Origin of the sequence: Bacillus cereus group sp. MG1 (genome assembly GCF_040460035.1) — a bacterium.
Lineage (GTDB): Bacteria > Bacillota > Bacilli > Bacillales > Bacillaceae_G > Bacillus_A > Bacillus_A cereus.
In genome coordinates this window covers 48,814-73,202 of the sequence record NZ_JARVGY010000004.1, presented here as the reverse complement: position 1 = coordinate 73,202, position 24,389 = coordinate 48,814, and the positions used below count along the sequence as shown (strand labels likewise).

Genomic DNA, 24,389 nt, shown 5'->3' with positions numbered 1-24,389 from the left:
AAAAGACACTGTATAGTGTCTTTTCTTGTTGAGTTTGCTCCTTTAATCAATAGTAAGAGAATATATATCTATACCTTCTTATTGCCGATTGGTATTAGAATTGCTGCTCCCACAAGCAGAATATCTGAAAGACACTCATATAAGAGTGTCTTTTCTTTATGTAAAAAATTATTTTTAAACAAAAACTCTTTATAAAAGAACACAGGTTCGTATATAATAAGAACAAACGTTCTTTTGATTTAAGGAGGAATCACAGTGTATGACTATTCAATCCTACCGAATAGAATCATCTTATGTGTTGATTTACGTAGCTTTTACGCTTCAGTTAGTTGCATTAAAATGGGGTTAGACCCTATGCATACAAAGTTGGCTGTAGTAGGTGATGTGAACAGGAGCGGATCAATTTTATTAGCTGCAACTCCACCACTGAAAGCACTGGGCGTAAAAAAGATGGCAAGGCTTTACGAGATTCCTCGAAGAAAAGATATTCTTGTTGTGAATCCGATTATGAGTACTTACATAAAATGCTCTAATTACATAACGGAGTTAGCTTTACAATACGTTCCTTATGAGGATTTCCACCAGTATTCCATAGATGAATTTCTGTTGGACGTTACTGATAGCATTCATTTATTTGCTAACGATCCCTATGAATTTGCTTTGAAATTCAAACGTGAAATATATGAGCATACACGCATTGAATGTACCATCGGAATTGCTCCGAACCCTTTAATGAGTAAGGTTGCTTTAGATATTGAAGCAAAGAAGAACAAAGAAGGTATCGCATATTGGAAGTATGAAGATGTCCCAACAAAATTATGGAGTATACGACCACTCAATAAATTTTGGGGCATTTCGTACAAAACAGAAGAAAAATTGAATCGAAAAGGGATACATTCTATTGGGGATTTAGCCAATTACCCTCTTAAATACTTAAAACAAAGCTTCGGCAAGATTGGGGAGGAATTGCACTTACATAGCAACGGCATCGACTTCAGCCGTATTTCGGAAAAATACGTCCCTGCTACAACTTCAATCGGAAAAAGCCAAATTCTAATGCGCGACTATACAATAGAAGAATTCCCAATTGTTCTATTGGAACATATTGAAGAAGTCTGTTATCGCCTTAGAAGACAAAACAAACTTGCTCAAACCGTTCAATTCTCTGTTGGTTATAGCAAGAGTTATACAGGTGGAATTAGGAAAACACATACTTTAAACCGTCCAACAAATTTAACAATGGATATTTATCATATCTGTACATACTGTAGAGTAGGAAGCGAGCGCCTTGTCATATTGCTATGATAGGTTTCTCAAAACCCCTCACCGAACCGTACGTACTCCTCTCAGAGTATACGGCTCTCCATCAATTGCTTGTCAAAGTTATTTTTTTCTGTTTTTCGCTATAAGTTCTACTCTCATATCATAGTGAATTTCATTATGGCAATCCTCACATACGGCTAATGTTTTGCGTCTACGGGCAATCATTAATTTTTGCCATTTGGCTTTGCCTTTCTCAACATCTTTCATTTTTCGGACATGGTGCATTACTAAGTTAGAATCGGTTTTACCACAATGTTCACATTTGTTGGCTGACAACCTATCCATAAGACTAGTTGTTGACATATGAACTCTTGAGGCTAACAAGTTGTCGATGTTATTTTCTTGTGTTTTCATCTTAGTTATATCAACCGTTCTAAATCCTTCCCTGTAGAAAGAATGAGAGTGTTGTTTGCCTTTTTTATCTTTGTAATTGACTATGAATACACCGTTTTTGCAATATTTCCCCTTAATTTTTCCGATTGAGCTTTTATATTTATTGGCGAATGTTTTATACATGCTGTATTCTAGAACGTAACTGAATTTTTGGAGTACCGTTGAATTAACTGCATATTTGTAGTAGTTGTACATCCCTCTGATCTGTAATACATAATTATGTAGTATTTCCAAATCATCTAGGTGTGCCATTTCCGGTCTATGCTTTGGTTTCCAAGTTTCTTTCCCATTCACATACTTCATTTCTAAAACATTCAGGGCAAGTAATTTATTTCGCCATGTTTCATGGGGGATTTCAAGTCTTACTTTTAGATTGTGATGTCTTCTTTTTGCACCTTTCACCGAGTATTTGGTAAATAACTCGTTTCTAGTGATATTGACGTTGTACCCAAGAAATGTTGCTTTCTTGCTAGAGTGGGTGATAAGTGTTTTTTCTTCTGATAAAGTTAATTTTAATTCTTCATTGAGAAATTGAGCTATATCAGATTTAATGGCTTTGGCATCATCTTTACTGCCGATTATCATTACAATAAAGTCATCAGCATATCTAACATATTTTAGTGACTTAAATTTATCCGACATTGGATTGTAGTAGGGACGTTGTCCCCTTTCCTTAACCCATTCGTTGACTTGCTCGATTAATTCCTGAGCTTCATTGTGTTTACCTTGTTCTCTTAGTAAGTCTGCTTTCTTACGCCCTCTTTTTATTTTGAGGTGTAAGTATTGATATCTTTTATCAACTTCTCTGTCTTTTGGTTGACCTTTTCCGAACTTTTCAGCGTATTTTTCCATGTATATATCTAGTTCGTTTAGATATATGTTGGCAAGAAGAGGACTGAGAATCCCTCCTTGTGGTGTTCCACTGAATGTTTTGTGGAATTGCCAATCCTCCATGTACCCAGCTCTTAGGAACTTCCATATTAATCCGATGAGTGTTTCGTCATTGATACGTTTTCTTAGTAGGTTAATTAGGATATGGTGGTCGATATTGTCAAAGAAACCTTGAATATCACCTTCAATAAACCATTTAGTTCCATTACCACTCTTTTTAATTTGTTTCAAAGCTGTATGACAACCCCTATTTTTCCTGAATCCATGTGAGTTCTCAGAGAAGTTTGGTTCATAAATTGCTTCTAAGATATACTTTATTACTAATTGGACAAGTTTATCGTCAAATGTCGGTACCCCAAGAGGACGTTTTTTCTTACTCCCTTTTTTATCAATATATACTCGCTTAACAGGAGTAGGTTTATAGTTACCATTTTTAATGTTGTTGATGATTTTAGATACTCTATTTTTTGAGAAGCCATCAACAGTTTTACTTATGGTTCCTCTGGTCATATTACCTGGATTGGCATATATTTCTTGATAACCTTTATAGTAGAATTCTGGATTATAAAGATTTCTATATAATCTTTTGAACTTATAGTTTTCTTTAATAGTATTCTTCGACAAGGTGTTCAATACATAAACTGGATTTCTCATCAGCATCTCGCTTCCTTCCTGTTTATTATCATCATGAACTAATTGACTACCTTCCTTCGCCATCCTGATTTCACAACCATGACCTAACGTAATTTGTCATACGTTAGTGTGATAGGCTTTCCCTATCTCTGACTACTACGAAGGCTCCGTTACCATATGGAATATTCAAGAGCCACATTTCTTGGTTTTTACCTTGAAATCATCCTCTATAGCCATAAATGGCGCTTCCACTTAGGTAATCCCCATTTAGTACCTTGTAAATAGTTTGTAGTAATGTCGGTTGGGACTTTCAATCTTTACTAATGTACTTTAGTTGGTTCTCTAGTGTGAAACACACCTCTCTCCACAAAAAATAGATGAGCTGAACTAGAGACATATCGTTTCAATGTCTATTTCGATATGGTCGTCGATAAGACCCCTTGATTTATCCTTCACGCAGTTTAGCATTCAACCTTGTTTACCACGGTACACCTAGAAATTCAGTCGCACTCATGACATTAGAGTGACTTATCCCGTTGCAGCCATGCTACACTCCCCGCTCACTTTCGATTACGGATAAGGCTACCGGTGTCGGGTTGTTATCTTGTTTCACTTCACCCGCTGATTTACTAAATCAGAGTTTACAAGGCCCTTATGGGCGCACTTTTGCATCAACAATATACTGGCGAACCCATTCGCAGCATAAACATATCCTTAACAAACTTAATTCAAGAAGGAGAAGAACAAATTTCTCTTTTTGATAATGTCACGAAACGAGAACAAGAAGTGAAGCTAACAAAAGTAATGGATGAAATACGCACAAAGTTTGGGAAAAACAGTATTTTACGAGGGATTTCCTACACGCATAGCGCTACAGCTAGACACAGAAATACACTAATAGGGGGCCACAAATCATGAATAACGCTAATATGCCAAAAGGAAGAGGAATGGTGTTAACAATAGTATAATATATGAGTAGAGATAACGTATACAACGATAGGTAGTTCTCTTTTTTTGTCTCTTTGTAGAAGCTATAATAATAGTAAAAAGAGATAGTATTTATAGTATAGATAGATTGAACAGTTGGAGGTGGAAAAATGTTTAAAGTACAAAGTATTATTACATCGTTTGGGGAAGAACGTTGGATGGTTTTACATAACAAGGGTGAACCAGTTATCCCAATCATGAAATTTATAAAACATAAGGATTCTTTAGGAAAAGCCCCTAATACACTTAAAACATACTGTTATCATTTGAAAATATTCTGGTGTTTTCTAAACGAAAAGAATAAAGATTACAGGGAAGTGGATATAAGTTTATTAACAGAATTTATTCATTGGTTAAGAAAATCAACAGATGATATAAATACTATCTATTTAAATGACACAAAGAAGTTAGCGTACGCTAAAAGAACTGAATCTTCCGTTAACTTAATCACTAATTGTGTTATCGAATTTTTGGACTACCAATGGCGTAGTGGTCAAATCTTATTTAATGTAAAATCCAAAGTTACAAAAGAAGTCCATAATACAAGGCGAAAGTTTCGTAAATTTTTAGATCATATAACACATACCCCAACAACCAAAATTAATATCTTAAAACTTAAGGAACCTAAAAGAAAAATAAAAACCATTACTACTAAGCAGGCCGAATTAATTCGTATAGCATGTAATAACATAAGAGATGAGTTAATAATTCGTATTTTATATGAAGGAGGATTAAGAGCCTCTGAGTTATTAAGTTTATGGATAGAGGACTTCAATATCAATGATGGTAGTATCACTGTTAGAGAATCTAAAACACAAGCTGGAGAAAAAAGAAAAGTATATGTATCAAATGAAACAATGAATTTATTCCAAGATTATATTATCGATTACCATACTAATGATGTAGATTCTAACCATGTGTTTATTAATTTAAAAGGGAAAAATAAAGGGCAACCAATGCAATATTGGGCTTTGCAAGCTGTTATACGTATATTGTCTAAAAAAACGAAAATAAACTTTACCGCTCATACACTTAGACATACATGTGCAACACAACTTTATGATCTAGGCATGGACGCTGGTATCATTCAAAAAATATTAGGACATGCCCAGGTACAAACTACTTTAAATATGTATATTCATCCTTCAGAAGAAACTATAAGAAAGCACTGGGATGAAGCCCAGCAGCATAGGAGAATGAGAAAATGAATATCGTAGCTATTAATTCCAATAAAATACAACGTAAAGTTATGAACGACCTTAAAGGTTATTGGGCTTTAGATGAATGGAAAATCGAAGAGTTTCCCCTGCCAGATAGAAGAGGAAAAATTAAAGAAACAAAAAAAATTGTTGATTTCAATAAAATTAGTAATGAATATATTAAACTTGAGATAAAGTACTATTCTTTTTATTCTTTAACTAATGAAATTTGGCTTTTATCCAGCTTTATGGAGAAGCATTTTTATAAAATGTACTTTCTTTCAAAATTTTTAGTCGAGAAATTCCCTCAAGTCACATCGATAATTGATATTCCTTACACTACATTATTAGATGAATACAAATTATATCTAACTGAAAATAATAAGCCGTTAAAATACCCCCATCATCGTGGAGGAGAATTTATTTCACCTTATCTTGGAGTATGTAAAAGTTTATATGATTTTTTCTCTAATTATTATGACGAACGACCTGAACATCAAAAAGATAAATGGAATATAAAAAGACTAGGGATTCCATATAATATGTCTCGAAGAGACAGATTTCTTAATTTCACCAGTATAAAATTTCCCTTTCGGGAATTAGTTAAAAAGTATGTAAATCAAACATTACTTATACACCAACAAATTACCTTTGCAACCGCCCAAAATATTTTAAAGAAAATGTATTTGTTTTTTGATTTCATTGTAGAAACGTATCCAAAGTGGATAGATTTACAAAATCTACAAAGACAGGACATTGAAGATTTTTTATTTTATGTTAGAAATCGTGAAATGGGAGGAAAGAGTTATACGAAAAATCGTGTTCCTAGTAATCGTCATGTAATAGAGTGCCTTTCAAATGTCAGAAGAATAATTGAATATATGCAAAGTTTTGAATGGAAAGAAGCACCTAAAACCCCTGTTAACAGATTAATATTTCCCGAAGACTTTCCTCGAAGAGAAAAGAAAAACTATCACGAACATGTTAAACATGTGCCAGATTTTATATGGGAGCAAGTGTTGGAAAATCTACATAATTTAGATTCGGAAATTGCACGATTAATAGTCATTATGGAAGCAACAGGATTTAGAGTCTCAGATGTATGTCAGCTACAATTAAATTGTCTAGCATATAAGCAAGATGGTTGGTGGTTGGTAGGAGATCAACGAAAAGTAAATGTAAAAGAACATATTGTTCCTATTTCAGAAGAAATTGTGGAAATCGTTAAAATACAACAAGAATATATTAACAATCATGAAAAGAAGCATAACAACTTACATCAATTTTTGTTCCCTGTTCTTACTGGAAAAAATAGAGGGATGGCCTTTTCACAAAAATCGGTTACCTATGCATTAAATCAACTAGCCGAAAAATATAAAATCCTTGATAAAAATGGAGAAATATTTCTATTTAAGAACCATGCTTTTCGACATAGATATGGGGTCAATCTAATTAATAATGGTATGAATATTCTTCATGTACAAAAGTTAATGGCACATACTAGTCCTGAAATGACATTAACTTATGCAAAAATTTCAGATAACACTCTTCGTAGGGAATGGGAAAAAGTTCAAAACTCAGTGCGTATTGACACAACTGGAGAATTAATACAAGCCAGTCTCCCTGAGCAGGCAGAAGAAAACGGCTTGGAACTAGAATGGATTCGCCATAACATGGACTCTATTCGTTTGGATCATGGATTATGCATAAAGAGTCCTAAGGTTAGCTGTGAATTCTTAGATTATTCGTTAGAAACCCCTTGTATTAAAAATAATTGTAGGAGTTTTCATGTAGATACAACATTTTTAGATTACTATAATGCGCAGATATCAAAGATGGAAGAAGATATTATAAAGTATCAAACTAACGGTCGTATTCGTTCTATTGAATTGATTCAACCAAAACTTAATAAGTATAAGGAAATTAGAGATTCATTGAAAAATGAAATTGGAATTTTCGGTATGCCGAAACATAAACGAGAATATATAGGAGAGGAAAGAAAAATTGATGGTTAACAAACATCCGAATACAACGGGGTTATTGAATCATGCCTCTAAAAAAAAGAGGGAAACACAATATAGAGTGAATGAAGTAATACAGTTAATGGTTAAAGAAGGACAAAAAATTAATTTTAATTCAGTTTCAGAAAAAGCACAGGTTTCAAAAGCATATTTATATAGAGAACCCTTAGTCAGAAAAACGATTGAAGACTTACGTCAACAGCAAGAAGGCATACATGATTTTAAGAATGTAAAAAGAAGGACATCGGATGCCTCTAAGGATGTAATCATAGAAACTTTAAAGAATAAGCTCAATCTTTTAAAACATAAGAACAAGCTATTAGAAAGTGAAAATGAGCACTTAAAAACACAACTGAAAAAAGATTTAGGAAAGGTTTATGAAAATTTATAAATATGGGATATCGTCCTATCAGTTTTAAAATAACACCCTTAATAAAGCAGGCTTTGAACATTTTTATTTTAAGAAATAGAATTTAAATCATAATGATACATATTAAAATCTTTTGCAAATACCTCTTGAACCAACTGAATTGTTTCTGCGTCATAAAAACTATCATAAGTAGGTAATCGTGGAAAAACAGGGGTTGTAATATCAGCGTCTGCATAAACTCCTTTGTAAATCATCTTACTCCCTTGATAATGCCATGATTTTGATAATAGATATAATGGTGATTTTTTTAATTTATATACCTCTTCTAGCTTCGAAATACCTGTGTTAAAATTTTCTAGATGGATATAGTTTGTAACAAATTCTTCTTCTCCTTGTATATATTGTTGTGTAAAGTGAGGATCTACTTGATCTAATTTTGTCATGTGTGCTTTTAAGTAATACAAAAATAGTTTAAAGGAAATGGGTTTATTGCAAGTTTCATCACCATACAGAAATTGCCGAATGGGTTTCCATACGGGATTCTCAATATTTGGTGGTGGGACCAGAGCAACAAAAGAACTTACTGCCCTTCTATAAGGATTTCTTACTAGTTTGTACGTCTTCTTCTCTTTAGTTTGTAATCCACTAGCTAATTGTGCTAAATAATGTGTAGAGTTCTTATATACTTCATACTCATAGTTGTGAATGAACGGGTTGTACTTTATCGCTTCTTTAAATAAATTAATTTGATAAAAAAACCAGTGGGCTAGCGAAGTACATCCGCTTTTTTGGCTCCAAAACAAGATGAGGGGAAAATCTTTATGAAAATGAGGGACACGCCCTTGCTTGTATATAAAATTATATAGTTCTATATGATCCATTTTGAACCTCCATTCTTATATAGCAAAACATGAAATATTTTTAATAAGCGATAACTAACTTTAGTCCACTAACACCAATAATGATAGCTAAAAATATTTGAAGAGGTTTAACAGGAATCTTAGTGGAGAATTTACTACCAAGTATGACACCTGGGATAGAACCAATGAGTAAGTGAATTAATAAAAGATAATCTACGTTTCCTAAATTCATATTTAGTATGCTTGCAACCGTCACTAATAAAAAAGCATGTGTAATATCTGTGCCTACTAATTCGGATGGTTTCAGTTGATATAAATATATCATTGCAATAGCAAATAAAGAGCCTGATCCAACGGAAGTAAGTCCCACGATAAAACCGAGTATTGCACCGATAAGAATTGTTAGATTCTTTTTTTTGACCATAGTCTGTTTTTGAAAAAAACTTTGTGTAGATTCATTATAGAAAAATGTTTTTATAAAAATAGAAATTGCCGCAATGATTAAAACATATCCTAATATATATTTTATAATTCCCTCTCGATTATCATGAAAAATTGGCAAGAAATGAATTATTATTACTGCGATAATTGCACTAGGCAAACTTCCAATAGCTAGATATTTTACTAGTTTAAAATTGATGGTTTTCTGTTTCCAGTGTTGGGATATTCCAAACATTTTAGTGATAGAATTATATACTAGATCCGTTCCAACAGCTACAGAAGGACTTATACCTAATGTTAGAAGAAATGGAGTCAGTAATGCGGCCCCGCCTATCCCTGTTACTCCAACCAATCCCCCTATGATGAAACCCATCATTATAATAGAAATGCTCATTATAATTCCCCTTCCATACCGCTGGCTTTTCATAGTGGTTATAGTTTTTAAAGAGACCCTATACATAGTGGGGTGATAGGTATATTAGTTAAAAATTAATTTCATTCTTCTTATATCCATATGCTTCAAAATCGTCAGTAAATATTTCTGAAACAAGATTTAGAGCTTCTTCATCATAAAAACTTCGATAGGTTGGTAATGAAGGGAAGTGTGGGTTTGTAATATCCTCATCTGCATAGTTTCCTTTATGAATCATTTGATGTGCCCTATGGTGATTGGAGTTTGTAAGGAGTGATATATCAGAAGAAAGTAATCCATAGTCTTTCTCCAGCTGCGGAATTATTGTATTAAAATTCTCTAGTTTTATATTTTGTTTGATGACCTTTTCTTCTCCCTCAATATATTGTTGTGAAAAATGTTGATCTAACTGAATGGATTTAGCCCCTTTTTCTTTTACATAATATAAAAATTGTTTAAATGAAATTCCTTTCGATTCATTTTTATCATTATAAAAATATTCTCTAATCTGTTCCCATTGTTTCGAGGCGTAAGGGTTGTCATAAAGTATTAAAAATGAGCTTACAGCTCTTTTATAAGGGTTGCGCACAAGTTTTATGGTATCCTTACTTAGTTCCAAGAGTTGCATTTCTAAATTTGTGTAGTAATCAACTTTATTTTTGTATATTTCAGATTCATAGTAATGAATGAACGGTGCATATTTCATTGCTTCCTCATATAACCCAATTTGGAAGAAAAACCAATTAGCCAGAGAAGTGCAACCACTTCTGTGACTCCAAAATAAAATTATGGGGAAATCTTTATGAAAATGTGGAATACGTTCGCCATATTCAATTAATCCTTTAATATTGTCCTTCATCAGCCAAACCCCTTCGTTATTCTGATATTTATTGAACACTTAAATACAACGGTAACTACTCATACCATTGTATTTAAACACCACTGTAAAGGTACTTAAGTTGGCATATAAAATCCCAGTGTATTAAAAATGCTTACATATGTATCTTAATTTTCCAGGTGTATCAAAATGTAATAATTGCTTAACAAACTTTAAAATATAGAAATCTATTATAAAGAGAATTATGTATGAAGATATGTGTACAACGATAGAGGCATTAATATCGTTACAATAATCGAAAAAAAGTCTTGATAAAATGGTGAAATTCACTCCGTTTGCAGCAATTCCTGAACAGTTTGCTGGGATACGTGAAATCATCAAGGAGAAAAATAAAGTAACTCGGCCGATCTTAACAGATGAAGAAAAAGAACTAATTGAGAACATGTTATTATGTTCCTTATTATCTGAAGAAGAAATACTCATTACATATTATGAGGATGGTTATTTGCTCTCTAGCTATATGACTGTTGTTGATATTGATCCACCAAATAGTGCTGTTATATGTACCGATGCTTTTTATAACGAGATGAAACTGCAATTTTATAATATAATAGATGCAAAATAGAATATATTTACTTAAGCACATTTAGACCATTATAAAGGAGTGTAAATAATGCAAGAGGCTCAAATAAGAAAAAGTGCAGCAGGAGCAATTATTCATAACGATATAAATGACTATCCCTATTTAAATATACCGATGATTATTAATGAAAAAGATGGAATGATTTATGAAGTTCTAGGTGCTGGTTTTCACACTAATGATGCTGTAGCAATAATAACAACGGATGATTTTGCTACAACCAGGGTAACTGCGCCTCTTATAACAGTAAAAAACAATGATGGTAGTATTCAATTATATCGCTTACCTTTAGAACTAGAACATTGGGTACTTTCTTGTATGCGTGCTGCTTCAGTAGGAAAAAATCCGTTTCCCTGTAAAGTTGCTTTCGGAATCATCGATACTAAATTTTATGTAGAATTTATATAAAAAAGGTCTGCTTATTCAGCAGACCTACCATCAATTATAGCTTTATATTTTTTTCCTTTTCAATGTCCAAATAGGTGTAGAAGCAAGGATCTGGATTGGCTCAGGTAATAACGGTCTTACTTTCTTCCCATCTCGTTGTCGAGAAAACTTTGTGCTTAAACGTGCTTTATCCCAACCTAGTATCTCAGCAAATTCTTTTAAACCAACGAGAAGGGGAATTACTCCCCCAGTTCATCGCTCCACACTTGATAAAAGCCGCCACCAACCGTTTCAAGTACATTATCATCCTCTTGTGGGGATATTCCATACCAATATGAGGTTGTTATGACTTCGCCATCTAAAGTTTCAATTGTGATTTTTTCTTGCGTGTAAGCTATACCTTCTTCAGCAACTTTTTTCGCTTCACTTAAATCATTTACTTCAACTTCTTCTGTTACACCAGTATGATAGTTTACAATGTATTTTTCCATTTATAATATCCCCTTCAAAAGTGATAACTTTGTTAACACTTTTTAGGATAATTCATTTAATTATTTCCTTCCTTTTAGGAAAGAGAAAATCCATAGCTTCTACAGTTAAAATCCATTCTCCACGTTGTTTTCCTTCAGGCTTGTAGTATTTAACTTTTCCACTCTCAATCAATGCATCTATTAATTTATTATCTTTTCCTCGCTTCAATTTCATTAGCAGCGCTTCTTGTATAATCCCCCAACGATCACACGCCTCTCTTGGTGGCATAATTTCATCTAGCATAAATAACATCCCCATCACCTCTCGTTACCTATAAGTAACGTTCAACCGGATAAAAAAACATGATGAATTCTACATGCGTGTGATTTGAACCATAACTTTGCCCAAACGGCAAGGTTATGGTTCTTTTTGTTTGTGGCAAAGTTATGGTTCCAAAAATAAAATGTACAATCAACTTAATAACAAGTTGCCCCAAAAACGATAAAAATGAACTCCATTGTTATAAAGGAATCTAATTTTTTGTTTTGGGGGTAGTATAGAATATTAACTTGATTGTGATGTGGCGCTAAGCTTATAAGGGATCACTATATTTAAAAAAATTGTACGTTTAGACACGGTTTGGCAAAAAACTAACTGTTTTCTTGTACATTAATAAAAACTACAGTAAAAGTTGTAGTTTTTATGTTTTCATTTTCCTTTTTGCATTCATCTTTTACTTAGATGAATGCTTTTTTTAGTACATAATAAAAAAAAAACGGAAAAAGTGTCACAAAATCCGTTTTTCTGGTTTCTATATAATACAGGCATCAAATTGAGAGTGAGGTTTTAACTAACATGTTAACAATAGAAAATGAAGAAAGTCATGCTTCTGACATGACTTTTGAAGATTTATTTAAGCAGTACTATGCTTACGCTGTGAAACAAATCATATGGATTGTTAAAGATCAATCTATCGCTGAAGAGTTAGCGCAAGAAGTATTTTTACAATTATATCGTAGCGATTGGAAAGCAATCGAAAACATACCTGGATGGCTGATTAAATCTTCTACTTATGTAGCGTATAACCATTTGCGATCTGAAAAAAGGCATCAAGCGAAGATTGATAAGGAAATACAATACCATGACGTACAAAATGTCTCATCATTAGACGATGATTGGATAAGAAAAGAAGAAATTACAAAAGTCCAAACGATACTAAATAAAATGAATGAGCGAGAACGAACCCTTTTACTAATGAAATTCTCTGGTTTTCAATATAAAGAAGTTGCAGAAATACTTCAAATTGAAATATCTTCTATTGGAACTTTATTAGTCCGAGCCAAAATGAAATTTCGCAAGATTTATAAACAAATGGAGGAGGCATAACAAATGAAATGTTATGATATCGGATTTATTCAAACATATATTGATGGAGAACTTTCTCATGATACAAGAAAAGAATTTACAAAGCACCTAGATACATGTGAAGCATGCCAAGATTTATTAGTAGAAATCAGTAAATTAAACCAATGGGAGAATGTAATGCTATATGAAGAATCTGCACATTCACCACAAGAAATCAAAATTGACGTAGAACAAGCATGGAAAACATTTGAAAGTCGTTCAAAACTAGACAATGTTTCTAATATAAATCATAAAAAACAACAAAAGAAGGGAATTTTTACAAACATGAATAAAAAAACAAAACGTTTCATTTATACAGCAGTAGCTGCAGCAGGACTATTTACAACAGCAATGATTCCACAAGTACAAGTGGCGGCTACAAATGTTGCCTCGTATTTTTCTGATGCAATTACAAATGATAAGGTTGTAAATGAAGGAATACAAGACGAAAATGGTGTCACACAAGATACGATGAAGAATGGCAAATATATTCCTATTGATGAAAAAATTACAGATCAGGGTATTACAGTACATTTCAAAGAATTATATATCGCGGATTCACGTATATCAGTTCATTATAGAATGGAAAAAGCAGATGGAAGTTTAGTACCATATGAATTTGATACAGCTGGAGTAGATCTTAAGAGTGATGGTAAGGTCAATGGACAACAAGAGGAACGACCTGAACTTAAAAATGGATCATTAATATCCTTTATACAAGATAAAGATGATTATCTTCCTTTCGAACTTATGGCAACAGGTAAAAAATTAGAAACAGGCATTCGTGATAAAGATAAACCAGAAGGCGTTGTTACATTTGTTGTAAATCCTGAAGAAAAAGACGCTTTTAAACAACCCCTTACATTAGATGTAAATATAAATAAAATTGGAAAAGTAGCTGGATCTTGGAAAGGTAAGATTCAAATTGATACTTCACATTTAAAGAATAAAACCAATTAACATGAAAAAAAGAATAGCACAATATGTATCTAATGCTCGGTTTATATGTTTTCTTGTTTTTGTTACATTTATTTCTTATATAGTTTTCACTCTATCTTTTATTTATGATTTAAGTTTATAAACTTAAATTAATCATTTAAAACATTATAAGATAAAAACTTCATAAAAAAGCTGTAAAATCAATAGCCGGTTCCTTAATGTATAAGGAACCGGTTAGTTTGTGTCTAAACGTACAATTTTTTTGATATGGTGACCCCTACTAGGGGTAGCGTCAGGAAAATGCGGATTTACAACGTTAAGGAAATTCCCTTATTAAAAAGCCTAATTTCTCAACATTTATATTGAGAAATTAGGCTTTTTTCGTTGCTCCGTTAAAGCGCCCTATTTTGGAAGATCAAGATAATAATTACTGCCAATAGATAATTGAACTAATGCTCCCGATTATGGAGCAAATCACTATCAAATCCTTCCTTTTTGTTCATTATATATACTCCAAATAAAATGATGATCATGGCACTCCAATCACTTATCAAAATGATTTCGTTTGCTAATAGTGCGCCGATTAATAAGGATATTACAGGTGGTATATAAGTTACTGTGGAGGCTATTATTGCCCCTAAATTATTGACGAGAACATAATAAAGAATGTAAGCTAGCCCTGTTCCTAGAACTCCTAGTCCCACTAATACACCAATCAACGCAACTGAGTCTGATTGAATATTCTCTATACTTTGTAAATCCCCAAAGAGACCAAGTATAATGATTGCAATGGCCACCTGGTAACTCGTTAAAGCTGCGGGAGAAATATTGATTTTTGTTAAATATTTTTTTGCATATACAAAAGAGGCACCAACACTGAGAGACCCTATTAACATATATATGACACCTTTAACGTCAAGAGCTGTATCTCCGTTTTCCCATGGTCTCGCAATAAGTAACACACCAATTAATCCTACAATAACTCCGACTACTCTTTTAACAGTTACCTTTTCTTCTTTTAAAACAAAGAAGGTCATGATTGTAGAAAAAATCGGTATGGACCCACTTAAAGCCCCAGCTATTCCAGAATTCAACAATGCTGTGCCTTTCGCAAAACAATAATAGTAAATGATAGTTGCGAGGATAGACATAATTAGAAAGTGGTGTATATATTTTATATGACTTAACTTTATTTGACGTTTAATAAGTGCATAAAGAAATACAGGAATAAAACCGGCTAAAACTCTTAGAAACACAATTTGTAAAGGATCAATATGAACGGCGGCCCATTTCATAAAAAGAAAATTAGTGCCCCAAATAACCCCGAGTGTTAGATAAGCTATATAATAAACGTTGAATTTCATTTGTGTCTTTAGCACTTTTTACTCCCCTTTCACACTTCCCTTTTTTCTTCTTTTTTTGTATAAGAGGAAGACGATAAGAAGTTTAATGTTTCATGTAATTGATCAGCTGCATAAAAAGCTTCCTGGTCTTTGGATATATCTCCAGGTTTATTTCCTTTCCCAATAATATATCCTTCAAAAGGTAGACCAACAAAGTCAAAGATGTAGTTGAATTGCTGAATTAATGGTAATCCTTTTATAAAAGGAGAATCTCCCCCAACTGCAACTACATAGGCCTTTTTCTTAGACATGATTTTTCGAAAGTCTTTATATTGAGGATCTCTCATCGTTTGGGACCATCGATCAATAAAGTTCTTCATTGTTCCTGTCATACTGTACCAATAAATCGGTGTCGAAAATATGAGAATATCGTGGTGCACCATTCGATATATTAGGGAGTTATAATCATCACCAACATCTTGAAAGCCGTCTTCAGTGTGGCGCATATCATCTATTGGTTTAATATTGTAATCCCTTAAGTAAATGGAATCTACTTCGAGATCCTTAATAGAACGTTTAGTTAACGTCTCTGTATTTCCATTTGGGCGAGTACCTCCGTAAATAACTGCAATACTCATAATTATTCCACTCCTTTTTTTTGACTGTTTATGATTTATAGCTTAAACTACACATATAAATCAGTAAAACAGATTATTCCGTTTGGTTCAATCGATATTTCCGATTTAGGAGGGAGACGAATATGGATATTAAACAACTCATCACTTTTAAGACGGCTACCGAAACTCTTAATTTCACCAAAACAGCTAGTATATTAAACTTTGCTCAATCTAGTGTGACAGCCCAAATTAAAGCATTAGAAGAAGAGCTAGAAAAACCTTTATTTGAACGCTTAGGTAAACGCCTAACATTAACCGAGGCAGGAAAAGAATTTAAAATCTATGCGGAAAAAATCATTAAACTAAATGAAGAAGCAAAAATGGCCATCAGTGGAAATAAAGAACCTTCTGGCACCCTTATCATCGGAGCACAAGAAAGTCAATGTACTTATAGGTTACCTACCATATTAAAAGAATTTAAAGATCGATACCCTAATGTAAAGTTAATATTTAAACCAGCTCATTCCGACGAGTTAGCTAGAAAGCAACTAATGAATGGTATGCTTGATATTGCCTTCATTATGGATATAACGAAACCTGAAGAAGCTTTAACGATAAAACCTTTGATACAAGAAGATATCAAGATGGTGGCTGCTCCAAACCATCCATTAGCTTCGAAGTCAGAGGTTTATCTTAAAGATATTGAGCATGAAACACTGCTATTAACCGAAAGTGGTTGCTCCTACCGTACTCTTTTAGAAAAGTCTTGTCACTCAGCAAAAGTCTACCCAGTAAATAAGTTTGAATTTGGTAGTATCGAAGCCATAAAGCAATGTGTGATTGCAGGATTAGGAATTGCTGCATTACCTACAATGGTTGTTGAAAAAGATATTAAAATGGGGAGAATGGTGGAATTAAAATGGGATAATAATATTCCTCCTATTTTCACCCATATCGCTTGGCATAAGGATAAATGGATGACTCCTCCATTGGAAGATTTTATTGAATTAACTCAAAGAACTTTCAACAGACACAAGATTTAAACATAAAAAATCGCTAAGAGTTTGTTAAACCTAGCAATTTTTTCATGTTAACCAGAATAATCACTTACTGGAAAAAAGAAGCATCAAAAATAATAAAACTCTAAGGCTATCCCTTGCCTTAGAGTTTTATTCTATCTTATTCAATTATCGGGTGCTTAGTTTAAATACACTTTTTACAAACTCTATCTAATTTTATCATAAACTTCCTTAATCATTCCTTACTCCATTATATGGCCCTTAATGGAATAAGGAACGATTATTGTTTCTCTTCCGACAGCTTTCTATATATGGGGAAATTAGGTCTTAGCTACAGCCTTACGCGAAATGGGAAGAATAGAAAAAACGATCTTTATTCTTAATTACATATCGGATGAAACTTTAAGAAGAAAAATACAAAGAGGATTGAATAAAGGAGAAGCGATGAATGGACTGGCAAGAGCTATTTTCTTCGGAAAACAAGGAGAGCTTAGGGAACGAACCATACAGCATCAATTGCAAAGAGCCAGTGCTTTAAACATAATTATCAATGCTATCAGTATCTGGAATACCCTACATCTAACAAAAGCAGTTGAATATCAAAAAGAGACAGGTAGTTTTAATGAAGACTTATTGCACCATATGTCACCTTTAGGCTGGGAACATATTAATTTACTAGGAGAATATCATTTTAATTCGGAGAAAGTGATCTCATTAGATTCTTTAAGACCACTACAACTTTCTTAACGTTGTTAAAAATGGGGGAATCGTCTTGGAAAAGAGCTTAGCGTTGTAAATCCGCATTTTCCTGATACTACCCCTACTACTATTTTTTGAGGCAAGTTTATGAGTTAATAAAAGATTTATGGCAATGTAATGCTTCAAATATTACAAGGATGTTCTCTAAAAACTATGCTTTCGGGCAATATTATGGTTCAAATTGTGGCGGACTTATAATTCAAATCACAAAATAAATCGGATGCTAGAAGACCAAAATAAAGTTAATAGACCAATACTCACTGATGATACAAAAGAAAGAATCCAACGCTCTTTACAGCAATCCTTAGAATACAATGAAGAGGTATTCCTCTCTTACTACAGAAAGGGATATTTACATCACCAATACATAACAGTGACTTCTATAGATCCAGGAAACAAATTGATTCATTGTCTTGATGCTTTTAATACACATACACAATTAAAATTTGATGAATTAATTGATATTAAATAAAAAGAATGCATACACAATCGTACAATTTATTAAGAAGACTCCATTCTGAAAAAATTTAATCAAAATGGAGTCTTTTGTTAGAAATATTCATTTGTTTTTTTAAAATACTGAAAATAATTAATGCAAAATAGTTATTTAAAAGAGTTAAACCCCTAACGGTACGTTAAGAGGCTGTGATTAACAAACTCTTACTAAAAATACATGAGATTGATGAAGAAATATGATAATTGATCCCTCGCATTATAGCACTAAATTAATTTAAATTTCAACTTGATAAATTTTCGTGTGCATTCAATTTATTAAAATACGTATTATCCGTTCAAACGATACTAAAAATTTAAAATGGTATAAGCATATTTATAGACCTGTCTTTTATTGTTCATATAAAATAAAAAAGTACGAAATACCCTATTTTGTATGTGATCCTGCAAGGTAACTTGTGGGATTTTTTATTGTCATTAAATCGGAGGGATTATATGGGATACTTTAATGTTGAATTAATGAAAGCTGAAATTACTCAAGAAGAAGCTATATATATAGTTACAAATTATATACAAAGGATAGCTGACAATAAGGCAGATAAATTATATGCTGCCGAAGTAATTGAGAGAGTTCATAATGAGGATAGCTCAACGAAAGATATTGATTTTATTATACGTTGTCGTAAAATGCTATAAAACAAAAAGGAACTCTGCAATATTAAAGAGTTCCTTTTTTATATTGTATTGAAAAAATTTTATGTTTCTTAAAAATGCTCTTAGAATTTCAGGATAAAGTGAGTAAAATGCATATGTAGAAAGGAGGTTTTACAATATGCAAAATCAAACAAAAACTTTTCATTTGAAAATAAAATTTTTCGGATTCAAAATAAGTATTAATTATTCCTTTTAAAAGAATCTAGCCTGTTTTTATTTGAGTACTAAAAGGTAGGATATCTCTTATTCCTATCTTTTAGTTTAACACCATTATTTTCATGAATTTTTAGACTGTAACAATTTTATTAGATCCTAAAATCTCTAAACTTTTCTCTAAAACTTTCTCATTATCAATGATAATAACATGCAATTTTTTTCTAGCTCTTGTCATCATTTGATAGAGCATTTTTGTATTATCATAATAGTAATCTTTTTTACTTGTTAGTAAATTTTTATTGTAAAAAAAGTTAGAATCTATCACTACAATTACATTATCAAATTCCTGTCCAATAACCTCATGTGCGCTTTTATTATCTCCGTTTTGATACACTTCATATGGATAATATTTATTTCCGTAACCAGGCGTATAATTTATAGCCTTCCATCCCCTATCAGTCAGTTCTTGAATATAATCCCTCACACTAGTATGACCCTCAAAATACTGCACGCTAATATTAGAATAAATTTGATGTGCATTACTTTTTGATGTATCAAACAAATTTGTGATAAAGGAAATAATCTCTTTATTGGTTCTAATTGTTTTTGTCAATGGAAAATGTCTTGGAGATACCTCAGCTTTTAAAAATTCAGGAATATTATTGCTAACTTCCCAACTAGCCAGACATTGATTAGGATCATATGAAAAAATACATTTCACATTGTTATCATTAATCCTTTGTAATATTTCCTCTAATTGGTCTTTACGTATGCGTTGAACTTCGTCTATGACAATCAGATCATATTCATTAAAGGTATAACTTTCATAGTATCTTATACCTGTTACTTCCCAATCATAAAACATTAGCTTTCTATGCCCAGCATTTACAGTTCCACAATGAATAATAAGTACTCTTTTGGAGTTATTTATATATTCTTTTGCAATATCATACGCTAAAAGAGTTTTACCAGTTCCAGCAGCTCCTTCAATTGCAATATAGGATGGTCCTCCCTCCTGTCTTAAATTTATAATCTCAGTTTTATAGTTATCTTGATGTTCAGTCAAAAAATACTGATTCTCTAGAAAGGCTTCTGTAGAATTGAATGGTGAGACTAAATAATTACAGGGATCAAACTCTTGATGTATGTCTTCAATTTCAATTAATTTTTGTTTATGTATTTGTTTAAATAAAAATTCAATATCACTCTCTTTAAATTCTTCATTTTCGTTTAAGTAATAAAGCTTTTCTTCTAAGGCAACGTAAGTGAACTGTAAAACTTTCTTTTCTAAAAAACTGAGATAATATTTATTACTTAAAAGTTGCTTTTTCATTCTATCCCCAGTATTTTTTCTTTTCAATTCTATATTAATAATAGTTTCTTCTCCAAATCTTAAAAGATCAAACTCTTTATTAATTTGGTTAATTTTATATCCTACATAAAATCCCTCTACTATTTTTAAAATATTTACAAATGATAGAAGCTCTTTAACTAAAGAACTTAAATCTTCGATTTCATCTTTTTTAACTTTAATGTCAAAATGTTCTTTATATAATTCAAATACGGAAGGTGATAGCTTTTCACTTGCATCAACTAGAGACAATAAATTTATAGGTTTCACATCAATCTTTCCCCTCAACTTAAAATAAATATCTAAACACTATCTTATTCTATTAATAAAATACCACATTTAAATGAATCTGGTAAAAATAACAAAGTACACATATAAAAAGCAAGTAAATAAAATCCCAGTAGTTAATCAAAAAACAGAATATTCAATTTTTATTTTTTCAATAACAACATCACCTTGAAATTCCGCTAACATGTTAAGATTATGGAAATATATACTAATAGGGTGAGGGGATTAAATATGAATGTGCAAACTGTCTCCAAAGGAGAAATAACAAATCTACTAAACAATTGGTATCAATCCATCATTTCACAACATGTACTAAAATCCACAAATTTCAAGAAAGAAATTGATAGCAAGATTCATCAAATTGAAGAAGACCAAAATATACTTATCTATTATTCATTACTAGATTTTAGATATAAGTTACTTACCCATGACGTTAAAAACTATAAAGATAGTTTAGAAAAGATAGATTGTATACCTGATCAAGCAGACACCTTCCTAAAATATTATCATAGTTTTTTTAAAGCAATTTATTCAATTAATATAGGAGATTACACATCAGCTAAAGAGCAATACGAAGAAGCTGAAACATTATTAAAGGATATTCCAGATGAACTTGAAATAGCTGAATTTAATTATATGTTTGGTTCTTTCCACTATCATATTTATCAGCCACTACCAGCAATCAAATATACTACAAAGGCAAAGGAATTATTTTCAAAGCATGCAGGGTATGAAATCAAAGTTGCTGCTTGTAATAACACACTAGGTCTTGCTTGTACTTCCCTCGGTCAGTATGAAAGTGCGGAAGAACACTTCCTTGCAGCTTTAAATACTTTCAACAAACACGACGAGGATAAACTATCAGCAAAAGTGAAACATAATTTAGGGTTATTGTACGCAGATCAAAACCTTTCCGAACTAGCAATAAAATACCTAAATGGATCACTTGTAAATAACCAAAAAACATTGTTCTTATTAGCGCAGGAGTATTTCAAATTAAATGATAAAAATGCTGTCACGTTGCATATTAAAAATGGATTAAAAATTTCAAACGAAGAGTATAATCATCATTTCAATATTCTAAAAGGATTAAATGACAATATAAGTACAGATGAATTGGAAGAAATCATTTTGGCAGGAATTTGTTATTTTAAGAAAGAAGAGTTATGGAAATACGTAAAAGATTATTCAGCTATTTTAGGCAATAAGTTTTACGATTCAAAATCGTATGAAAAAGCGAGCAAGTATCTACACATGACAAATGAAGCTGATAAAAAGGCTTCAGAGAAAGGAGCTTTAAAATAATGAAAAAATCTCTATTAATTTTTGCTATTATCACAGGTTTTTTATCTTTCAGCTTCAGTAACAATACAAACTTACAATCTGTATCAAAAGAAAAAGTAGATTTTGTTCAATATGCACATGGTGAAACTATTTAACACAATGAAATACTACAAAGTTATGTCATTACCCCTTTACAATGCATAACACAAATAATTATTAACAAAATAAAAAGAACCTATCATGTAGGTTCTTTTTATTTGCTGTATAAAGTTTTATAAGAAATGCTTTAACGTTACCTTTTCAGAATACAGTGATTTTCATATGTCCTTAAATTTATAACAATAACTTTTCTACACCTACGCCATCCATTAATAACAGTTTCAAAGAAGGTGATATTTTAATTGCTTCTTCGATATCTAAATCTCCAAAATCCACCATATATAATCCAAATCCTTCTTTTCCATTTGCATATAATAGCACTTTCCCACCTTCATCATCACCAATTGCAAGTGAGTTAGGTATATATTTTTGGATATTATGAGCTTCATTCATCTCTATACAATCTGCTGGACTCCAAATACGGATATATATTTCATTATTTACATTAATCTCTGCATCTGTACAATGTTGAATTATCTCTAGATAATCTGAAGGAACATCTATTGATGAAAAACCTTGTAACTCTTGAATTGTTTCTTTAGTTGCTGGAGGTTCTTGTGTTTCTAAAGTGAAAACTGCATTTAAGTTCTCAAGTATACTCATTAATACTCAATCCTTTCATATTTTACTTTTAACTTATCAAGCATTCTATATTGTTGTTCTAAAGTTCCTCTAATAGTTTCTTTAGAAAATCCCGCTTTTTCAAAATCAGAAACTATATTCTTTAATTCCGCTTGTAAAGAAGAGCTCCATTTTCCATTTCCTAAGGCTACACGTTCATCACGTCTCAAGTTCTGCGCATTAGTAATAATAGTATGTGGTAACCCCTTTCCTGTTTCAATCGTCACTGTTGGTGCAAGTTTTGGATCATATCCATATTGACTTAAATTTGCTTCCGCCCATTTCCCTTGTAAACCGTGATGAGATTGTAACTTCCCTCCATTTGGACCTCTCCCTTTTGGTTTAGGCATTGATTGTATATGCGTTTTATTAAAAAGTACATAATTCGATTCAGCACCCTTTACAGTTTTAACAGCACTAGCTGACATCTTTACACCTTTACCGATTTTAACCAACTTCCCGATTGGTGTAATACCGGCTACCGCCATACCTCCAGCTATGACTCTGTCAAAAGTACCAAGTTTCTCTCCCGTAGACGGATCTACACCTTCCCAAGCACGCCGAACATCATATTCTCCACTTATTTCACCTGTAATATCTCTGGCTAATTTATTACCATCAAATTCTTTTTTTCCTGATGCTAATGAAGTTTCATTGTTTATTGTTTCTTCTTGATTTAAATCGCTATACACAATTTTATCAGATTCACGTGCTTTTTCCTCTGTGATTTTTTGAATTGATGCAGTCCAGTTCATATTTAAATCTTGTATACTGAATGTTCCACTCGCAGGACTAAAACCTTTCCCACTTTGAACTTCTGCAAGACCTTGAGCAATACTCGTAGCTAATTGAAGCGCTGTATCAAAATTACTACTAGAAACATAATTAAATTCATATAAATGCTCTAGTTTTTCTTGAAGCTTTTGTTTCATCGTATCATAAATTCCCACCATAACTTGCATTCCTGGAAGGGTAATACTAGTTCCTTCAATGTCTGCTTTCATTCGGTCAATTTCTCGAATTTGTTCTCGTATTTCTTGTTCAATGACATCTGTTGTAGCGACTTGTGATTGAAAATCGTTCGGAAAGGAATTATTCTGTCGAATTAATTCTTCACACAAATAAATAATTCCTTGAGCTAAAGGATGAAATGTCTGTGCAAAGAATGTCTTCCCTGTATCATAAGTTTTCCCTTGCAAAATAGTATCGCCCACAAAAGCATCAATTGAATTAATAACTTGTTCCATACCTTGAATAGTGGCTACACAAAAAGCATTCATACTTTCTGTTTGAGCTTGTACTTCTCCCAAATACATGTTTAAACCCATGTACTCCCCCCTTAATAAGTAAATGATACCAACTAAAGGATAAAATTGTAAACTATGATTTTATTGATTTTTTTGATAATTTTAACTA

22 protein-coding genes and 3 pseudogenes are annotated in these 24,389 nt (G+C 32.1%); 14 read left to right on the top strand and 11 right to left on the bottom strand.

Going from position 1 to position 24,389, the window contains the following annotated elements; all coding sequences use genetic code 11:
- Window positions 1-255 precede the first annotated feature (255 nt).
- Window positions 256-1,266: pseudogene (locus QCI79_RS32025) on the top strand (Y-family DNA polymerase); the annotation flags it as partial.
- A 117-nt stretch (window positions 1,267-1,383) separates the two neighbouring features.
- Here the strand turns inward: QCI79_RS32025 and QCI79_RS32020 are convergent.
- Complete coding sequence (locus QCI79_RS32020; RefSeq protein WP_309009745.1) at window positions 1,384-3,261, bottom strand: reverse transcriptase domain-containing protein; 1,878 nt, start codon at window positions 3,259-3,261, stop codon at window positions 1,384-1,386.
- 645 nt (window positions 3,262-3,906) lie between these two features.
- Between QCI79_RS32020 and QCI79_RS32015 the strand changes: the two are divergent.
- The 4 genes and pseudogenes from QCI79_RS32015 to QCI79_RS32000 form a co-directional block, all read left to right on the top strand.
- Window positions 3,907-4,158 (top strand): annotated as a pseudogene (locus QCI79_RS32015) (Y-family DNA polymerase); the annotation flags it as partial.
- Window positions 4,159-4,337: 179 nt separating this feature from the next.
- Window positions 4,338-5,435, top strand: a complete 1,098-nt coding sequence (locus tag QCI79_RS32010; protein WP_021727861.1) for a tyrosine-type recombinase/integrase — start codon at window positions 4,338-4,340, stop codon at window positions 5,433-5,435.
- On the top strand, window positions 5,432-7,441 hold the full coding sequence (locus tag QCI79_RS32005) for a tyrosine-type recombinase/integrase (RefSeq protein WP_021727860.1): 2,010 nt from the start codon (window positions 5,432-5,434) through the stop codon (window positions 7,439-7,441). Before QCI79_RS32010 ends, QCI79_RS32005 begins: the two co-directional genes overlap by 4 nt.
- Window positions 7,434-7,838 (top strand): DUF6262 family protein, encoded by a 405-nt coding sequence (locus QCI79_RS32000; protein ID WP_021727859.1) that lies wholly within the window; start codon window positions 7,434-7,436, stop codon window positions 7,836-7,838. Before QCI79_RS32005 ends, QCI79_RS32000 begins: the two co-directional genes overlap by 8 nt.
- Window positions 7,839-7,906: 68 nt before the next feature.
- Here QCI79_RS32000 and QCI79_RS31995 read toward each other — a convergent pair whose 3' ends face one another.
- The 3 genes from QCI79_RS31995 to QCI79_RS31985 all read right to left on the bottom strand — a co-directional run bounded on the left by QCI79_RS31995 (window position 7,907) and on the right by QCI79_RS31985 (window position 10,389).
- The gene (locus QCI79_RS31995) at window positions 7,907-8,698 is read right to left on the bottom strand and encodes a sulfotransferase family 2 domain-containing protein (protein WP_023901124.1); all 792 of its coding nucleotides are present in this window, start codon (window positions 8,696-8,698) and stop codon (window positions 7,907-7,909) included.
- A 40-nt stretch (window positions 8,699-8,738) separates the two neighbouring features.
- Window positions 8,739-9,512 carry a sulfite exporter TauE/SafE family protein gene (locus QCI79_RS31990; RefSeq protein WP_021727857.1) on the bottom strand — a complete coding sequence of 258 codons (774 nt, stop codon included), beginning with the start codon at window positions 9,510-9,512 and terminating at the stop codon, window positions 8,739-8,741.
- Between the two features lie 88 nt (window positions 9,513-9,600).
- A complete protein-coding gene (locus QCI79_RS31985) occupies window positions 9,601-10,389 on the bottom strand; it encodes a sulfotransferase family 2 domain-containing protein (protein WP_023901125.1) in 789 nt (262 codons plus the stop codon).
- Between the two features lie 295 nt (window positions 10,390-10,684).
- Here QCI79_RS31985 and QCI79_RS31980 point away from each other — a divergent pair, with 295 nt between their 5' ends.
- Window positions 10,685-10,993 carry a YolD-like family protein gene (locus tag QCI79_RS31980; protein ID WP_000238290.1) on the top strand — a complete coding sequence of 103 codons (309 nt, stop codon included), beginning with the start codon at window positions 10,685-10,687 and terminating at the stop codon, window positions 10,991-10,993.
- A 48-nt stretch (window positions 10,994-11,041) separates the two neighbouring features.
- Complete coding sequence (locus tag QCI79_RS31975) at window positions 11,042-11,416, top strand: hypothetical protein (RefSeq protein WP_001154608.1); 375 nt, start codon at window positions 11,042-11,044, stop codon at window positions 11,414-11,416.
- A 218-nt stretch (window positions 11,417-11,634) separates the two neighbouring features.
- Here QCI79_RS31975 and QCI79_RS31970 read toward each other — a convergent pair whose 3' ends face one another.
- Complete coding sequence (locus QCI79_RS31970; RefSeq protein WP_000417392.1) at window positions 11,635-11,886, bottom strand: hypothetical protein; 252 nt, start codon at window positions 11,884-11,886, stop codon at window positions 11,635-11,637.
- Window positions 11,887-11,938: 52 nt separating this feature from the next.
- Window positions 11,939-12,178: a helix-turn-helix domain-containing protein gene (locus QCI79_RS31965; protein ID WP_000898260.1), complete on the bottom strand. Its 240-nt coding sequence runs from the start codon at window positions 12,176-12,178 to the stop codon at window positions 11,939-11,941.
- A gap of 543 nt (window positions 12,179-12,721) precedes the next feature.
- On the opposite strand from QCI79_RS31965, the gene QCI79_RS31960 reads away from it, so the two are divergent.
- Entirely contained in the window at window positions 12,722-13,252 is a 531-nt protein-coding gene (locus tag QCI79_RS31960; protein WP_000955500.1) for an RNA polymerase sigma factor SigX, read from the top strand.
- 3 nt (window positions 13,253-13,255) lie between these two features.
- Window positions 13,256-14,230, top strand: a complete 975-nt coding sequence (locus QCI79_RS31955) for a DUF4179 domain-containing protein (protein WP_000650425.1) — start codon at window positions 13,256-13,258, stop codon at window positions 14,228-14,230.
- A gap of 428 nt (window positions 14,231-14,658) precedes the next feature.
- On the opposite strand, the gene QCI79_RS31950 is transcribed toward QCI79_RS31955, so the two are convergent.
- Together QCI79_RS31950 and QCI79_RS31945 are read right to left on the bottom strand one after the other, a co-directional pair.
- Window positions 14,659-15,588 carry a DMT family transporter gene (locus QCI79_RS31950; RefSeq protein WP_000921229.1) on the bottom strand — a complete coding sequence of 310 codons (930 nt, stop codon included), beginning with the start codon at window positions 15,586-15,588 and terminating at the stop codon, window positions 14,659-14,661.
- Between the two features lie 14 nt (window positions 15,589-15,602).
- Window positions 15,603-16,190 (bottom strand): flavodoxin family protein, encoded by a 588-nt coding sequence (locus QCI79_RS31945; RefSeq protein ID WP_000020440.1) that lies wholly within the window; start codon window positions 16,188-16,190, stop codon window positions 15,603-15,605.
- 122 nt (window positions 16,191-16,312) lie between these two features.
- Here QCI79_RS31945 and QCI79_RS31940 point away from each other — a divergent pair, with 122 nt between their 5' ends.
- From QCI79_RS31940 to QCI79_RS31925, 4 genes and pseudogenes are all read left to right on the top strand, one after another.
- Complete coding sequence (locus tag QCI79_RS31940) at window positions 16,313-17,212, top strand: LysR family transcriptional regulator (protein ID WP_000351941.1); 900 nt, start codon at window positions 16,313-16,315, stop codon at window positions 17,210-17,212.
- A 303-nt stretch (window positions 17,213-17,515) separates the two neighbouring features.
- Window positions 17,516-17,935 (top strand): annotated as a pseudogene (locus QCI79_RS31935) (Tn3 family transposase); the annotation flags it as partial.
- Between the two features lie 232 nt (window positions 17,936-18,167).
- Window positions 18,168-18,419 carry a YolD-like family protein gene (locus QCI79_RS31930; protein ID WP_000888766.1) on the top strand — a complete coding sequence of 84 codons (252 nt, stop codon included), beginning with the start codon at window positions 18,168-18,170 and terminating at the stop codon, window positions 18,417-18,419.
- Window positions 18,420-18,895: 476 nt separating this feature from the next.
- Window positions 18,896-19,096 (top strand): hypothetical protein, encoded by a 201-nt coding sequence (locus QCI79_RS31925; RefSeq protein WP_021727833.1) that lies wholly within the window; start codon window positions 18,896-18,898, stop codon window positions 19,094-19,096.
- Window positions 19,097-19,400: 304 nt separating this feature from the next.
- On the opposite strand, the gene QCI79_RS31920 is transcribed toward QCI79_RS31925, so the two are convergent.
- Window positions 19,401-20,891, bottom strand: coding sequence for a DNA/RNA helicase domain-containing protein (locus QCI79_RS31920; RefSeq protein ID WP_000802626.1), 1,491 nt, complete (start codon window positions 20,889-20,891; stop codon window positions 19,401-19,403).
- Window positions 20,892-21,140: 249 nt separating this feature from the next.
- On the opposite strand from QCI79_RS31920, the gene QCI79_RS31915 reads away from it, so the two are divergent.
- Window positions 21,141-22,214 carry a Rap family tetratricopeptide repeat protein gene (locus QCI79_RS31915; RefSeq protein WP_001102776.1) on the top strand — a complete coding sequence of 358 codons (1,074 nt, stop codon included), beginning with the start codon at window positions 21,141-21,143 and terminating at the stop codon, window positions 22,212-22,214.
- 312 nt (window positions 22,215-22,526) lie between these two features.
- Here the strand turns inward: QCI79_RS31915 and QCI79_RS31910 are convergent, their stop codons facing one another.
- Entirely contained in the window at window positions 22,527-22,955 is a 429-nt protein-coding gene (locus QCI79_RS31910; protein WP_000025329.1) for an SMI1/KNR4 family protein, read from the bottom strand.
- Window positions 22,955-24,301 carry a pre-toxin TG domain-containing protein gene (locus QCI79_RS31905; protein WP_000523962.1) on the bottom strand — a complete coding sequence of 449 codons (1,347 nt, stop codon included), beginning with the start codon at window positions 24,299-24,301 and terminating at the stop codon, window positions 22,955-22,957. The genes QCI79_RS31910 and QCI79_RS31905 overlap by 1 nt, the downstream gene beginning before the upstream one ends.
- Window positions 24,302-24,389 lie beyond the last annotated feature (88 nt).

What these genes read in the sequence shown, in the direction of transcription:
- QCI79_RS31980 (WP_000238290.1), top strand. Translation starts at nt 10,685, where the DNA reads ATGGTGAAATTCACTCCGTTTGCAGCAATTCCTGAACAGTTTGCTGGG.
- QCI79_RS31970 (WP_000417392.1), bottom strand. Translation starts at nt 11,886, where the DNA reads ATGGAAAAATACATTGTAAACTATCATACTGGTGTAACAGAAGAAGTT.
- QCI79_RS31990 (WP_021727857.1), bottom strand. Translation starts at nt 9,512, where the DNA reads ATGAGCATTTCTATTATAATGATGGGTTTCATCATAGGGGGATTGGTT.
- QCI79_RS31940 (WP_000351941.1), top strand. Translation starts at nt 16,313, where the DNA reads ATGGATATTAAACAACTCATCACTTTTAAGACGGCTACCGAAACTCTT.
- QCI79_RS32000 (WP_021727859.1), top strand. Translation starts at nt 7,434, where the DNA reads ATGGTTAACAAACATCCGAATACAACGGGGTTATTGAATCATGCCTCT.
- QCI79_RS31955 (WP_000650425.1), top strand. Translation starts at nt 13,256, where the DNA reads ATGAAATGTTATGATATCGGATTTATTCAAACATATATTGATGGAGAA.
- QCI79_RS31960 (WP_000955500.1), top strand. Translation starts at nt 12,722, where the DNA reads ATGTTAACAATAGAAAATGAAGAAAGTCATGCTTCTGACATGACTTTT.
- QCI79_RS31915 (WP_001102776.1), top strand. Translation starts at nt 21,141, where the DNA reads ATGAATGTGCAAACTGTCTCCAAAGGAGAAATAACAAATCTACTAAAC.
- QCI79_RS31905 (WP_000523962.1), bottom strand. Translation starts at nt 24,301, where the DNA reads ATGGGTTTAAACATGTATTTGGGAGAAGTACAAGCTCAAACAGAAAGT.
- QCI79_RS31945 (WP_000020440.1), bottom strand. Translation starts at nt 16,190, where the DNA reads ATGAGTATTGCAGTTATTTACGGAGGTACTCGCCCAAATGGAAATACA.
- QCI79_RS31985 (WP_023901125.1), bottom strand. Translation starts at nt 10,389, where the DNA reads ATGAAGGACAATATTAAAGGATTAATTGAATATGGCGAACGTATTCCA.
- QCI79_RS31975 (WP_001154608.1), top strand. Translation starts at nt 11,042, where the DNA reads ATGCAAGAGGCTCAAATAAGAAAAAGTGCAGCAGGAGCAATTATTCAT.
- QCI79_RS31925 (WP_021727833.1), top strand. Translation starts at nt 18,896, where the DNA reads ATGGGATACTTTAATGTTGAATTAATGAAAGCTGAAATTACTCAAGAA.
- QCI79_RS31995 (WP_023901124.1), bottom strand. Translation starts at nt 8,698, where the DNA reads ATGGATCATATAGAACTATATAATTTTATATACAAGCAAGGGCGTGTC.
- QCI79_RS32005 (WP_021727860.1), top strand. Translation starts at nt 5,432, where the DNA reads ATGAATATCGTAGCTATTAATTCCAATAAAATACAACGTAAAGTTATG.
- QCI79_RS31965 (WP_000898260.1), bottom strand. Translation starts at nt 12,178, where the DNA reads ATGTTATTTATGCTAGATGAAATTATGCCACCAAGAGAGGCGTGTGAT.
- QCI79_RS32010 (WP_021727861.1), top strand. Translation starts at nt 4,338, where the DNA reads ATGTTTAAAGTACAAAGTATTATTACATCGTTTGGGGAAGAACGTTGG.
- QCI79_RS31910 (WP_000025329.1), bottom strand. Translation starts at nt 22,955, where the DNA reads ATGAGTATACTTGAGAACTTAAATGCAGTTTTCACTTTAGAAACACAA.
- QCI79_RS31930 (WP_000888766.1), top strand. Translation starts at nt 18,168, where the DNA reads ATGCTAGAAGACCAAAATAAAGTTAATAGACCAATACTCACTGATGAT.
- QCI79_RS32020 (WP_309009745.1), bottom strand. Translation starts at nt 3,261, where the DNA reads ATGAGAAATCCAGTTTATGTATTGAACACCTTGTCGAAGAATACTATT.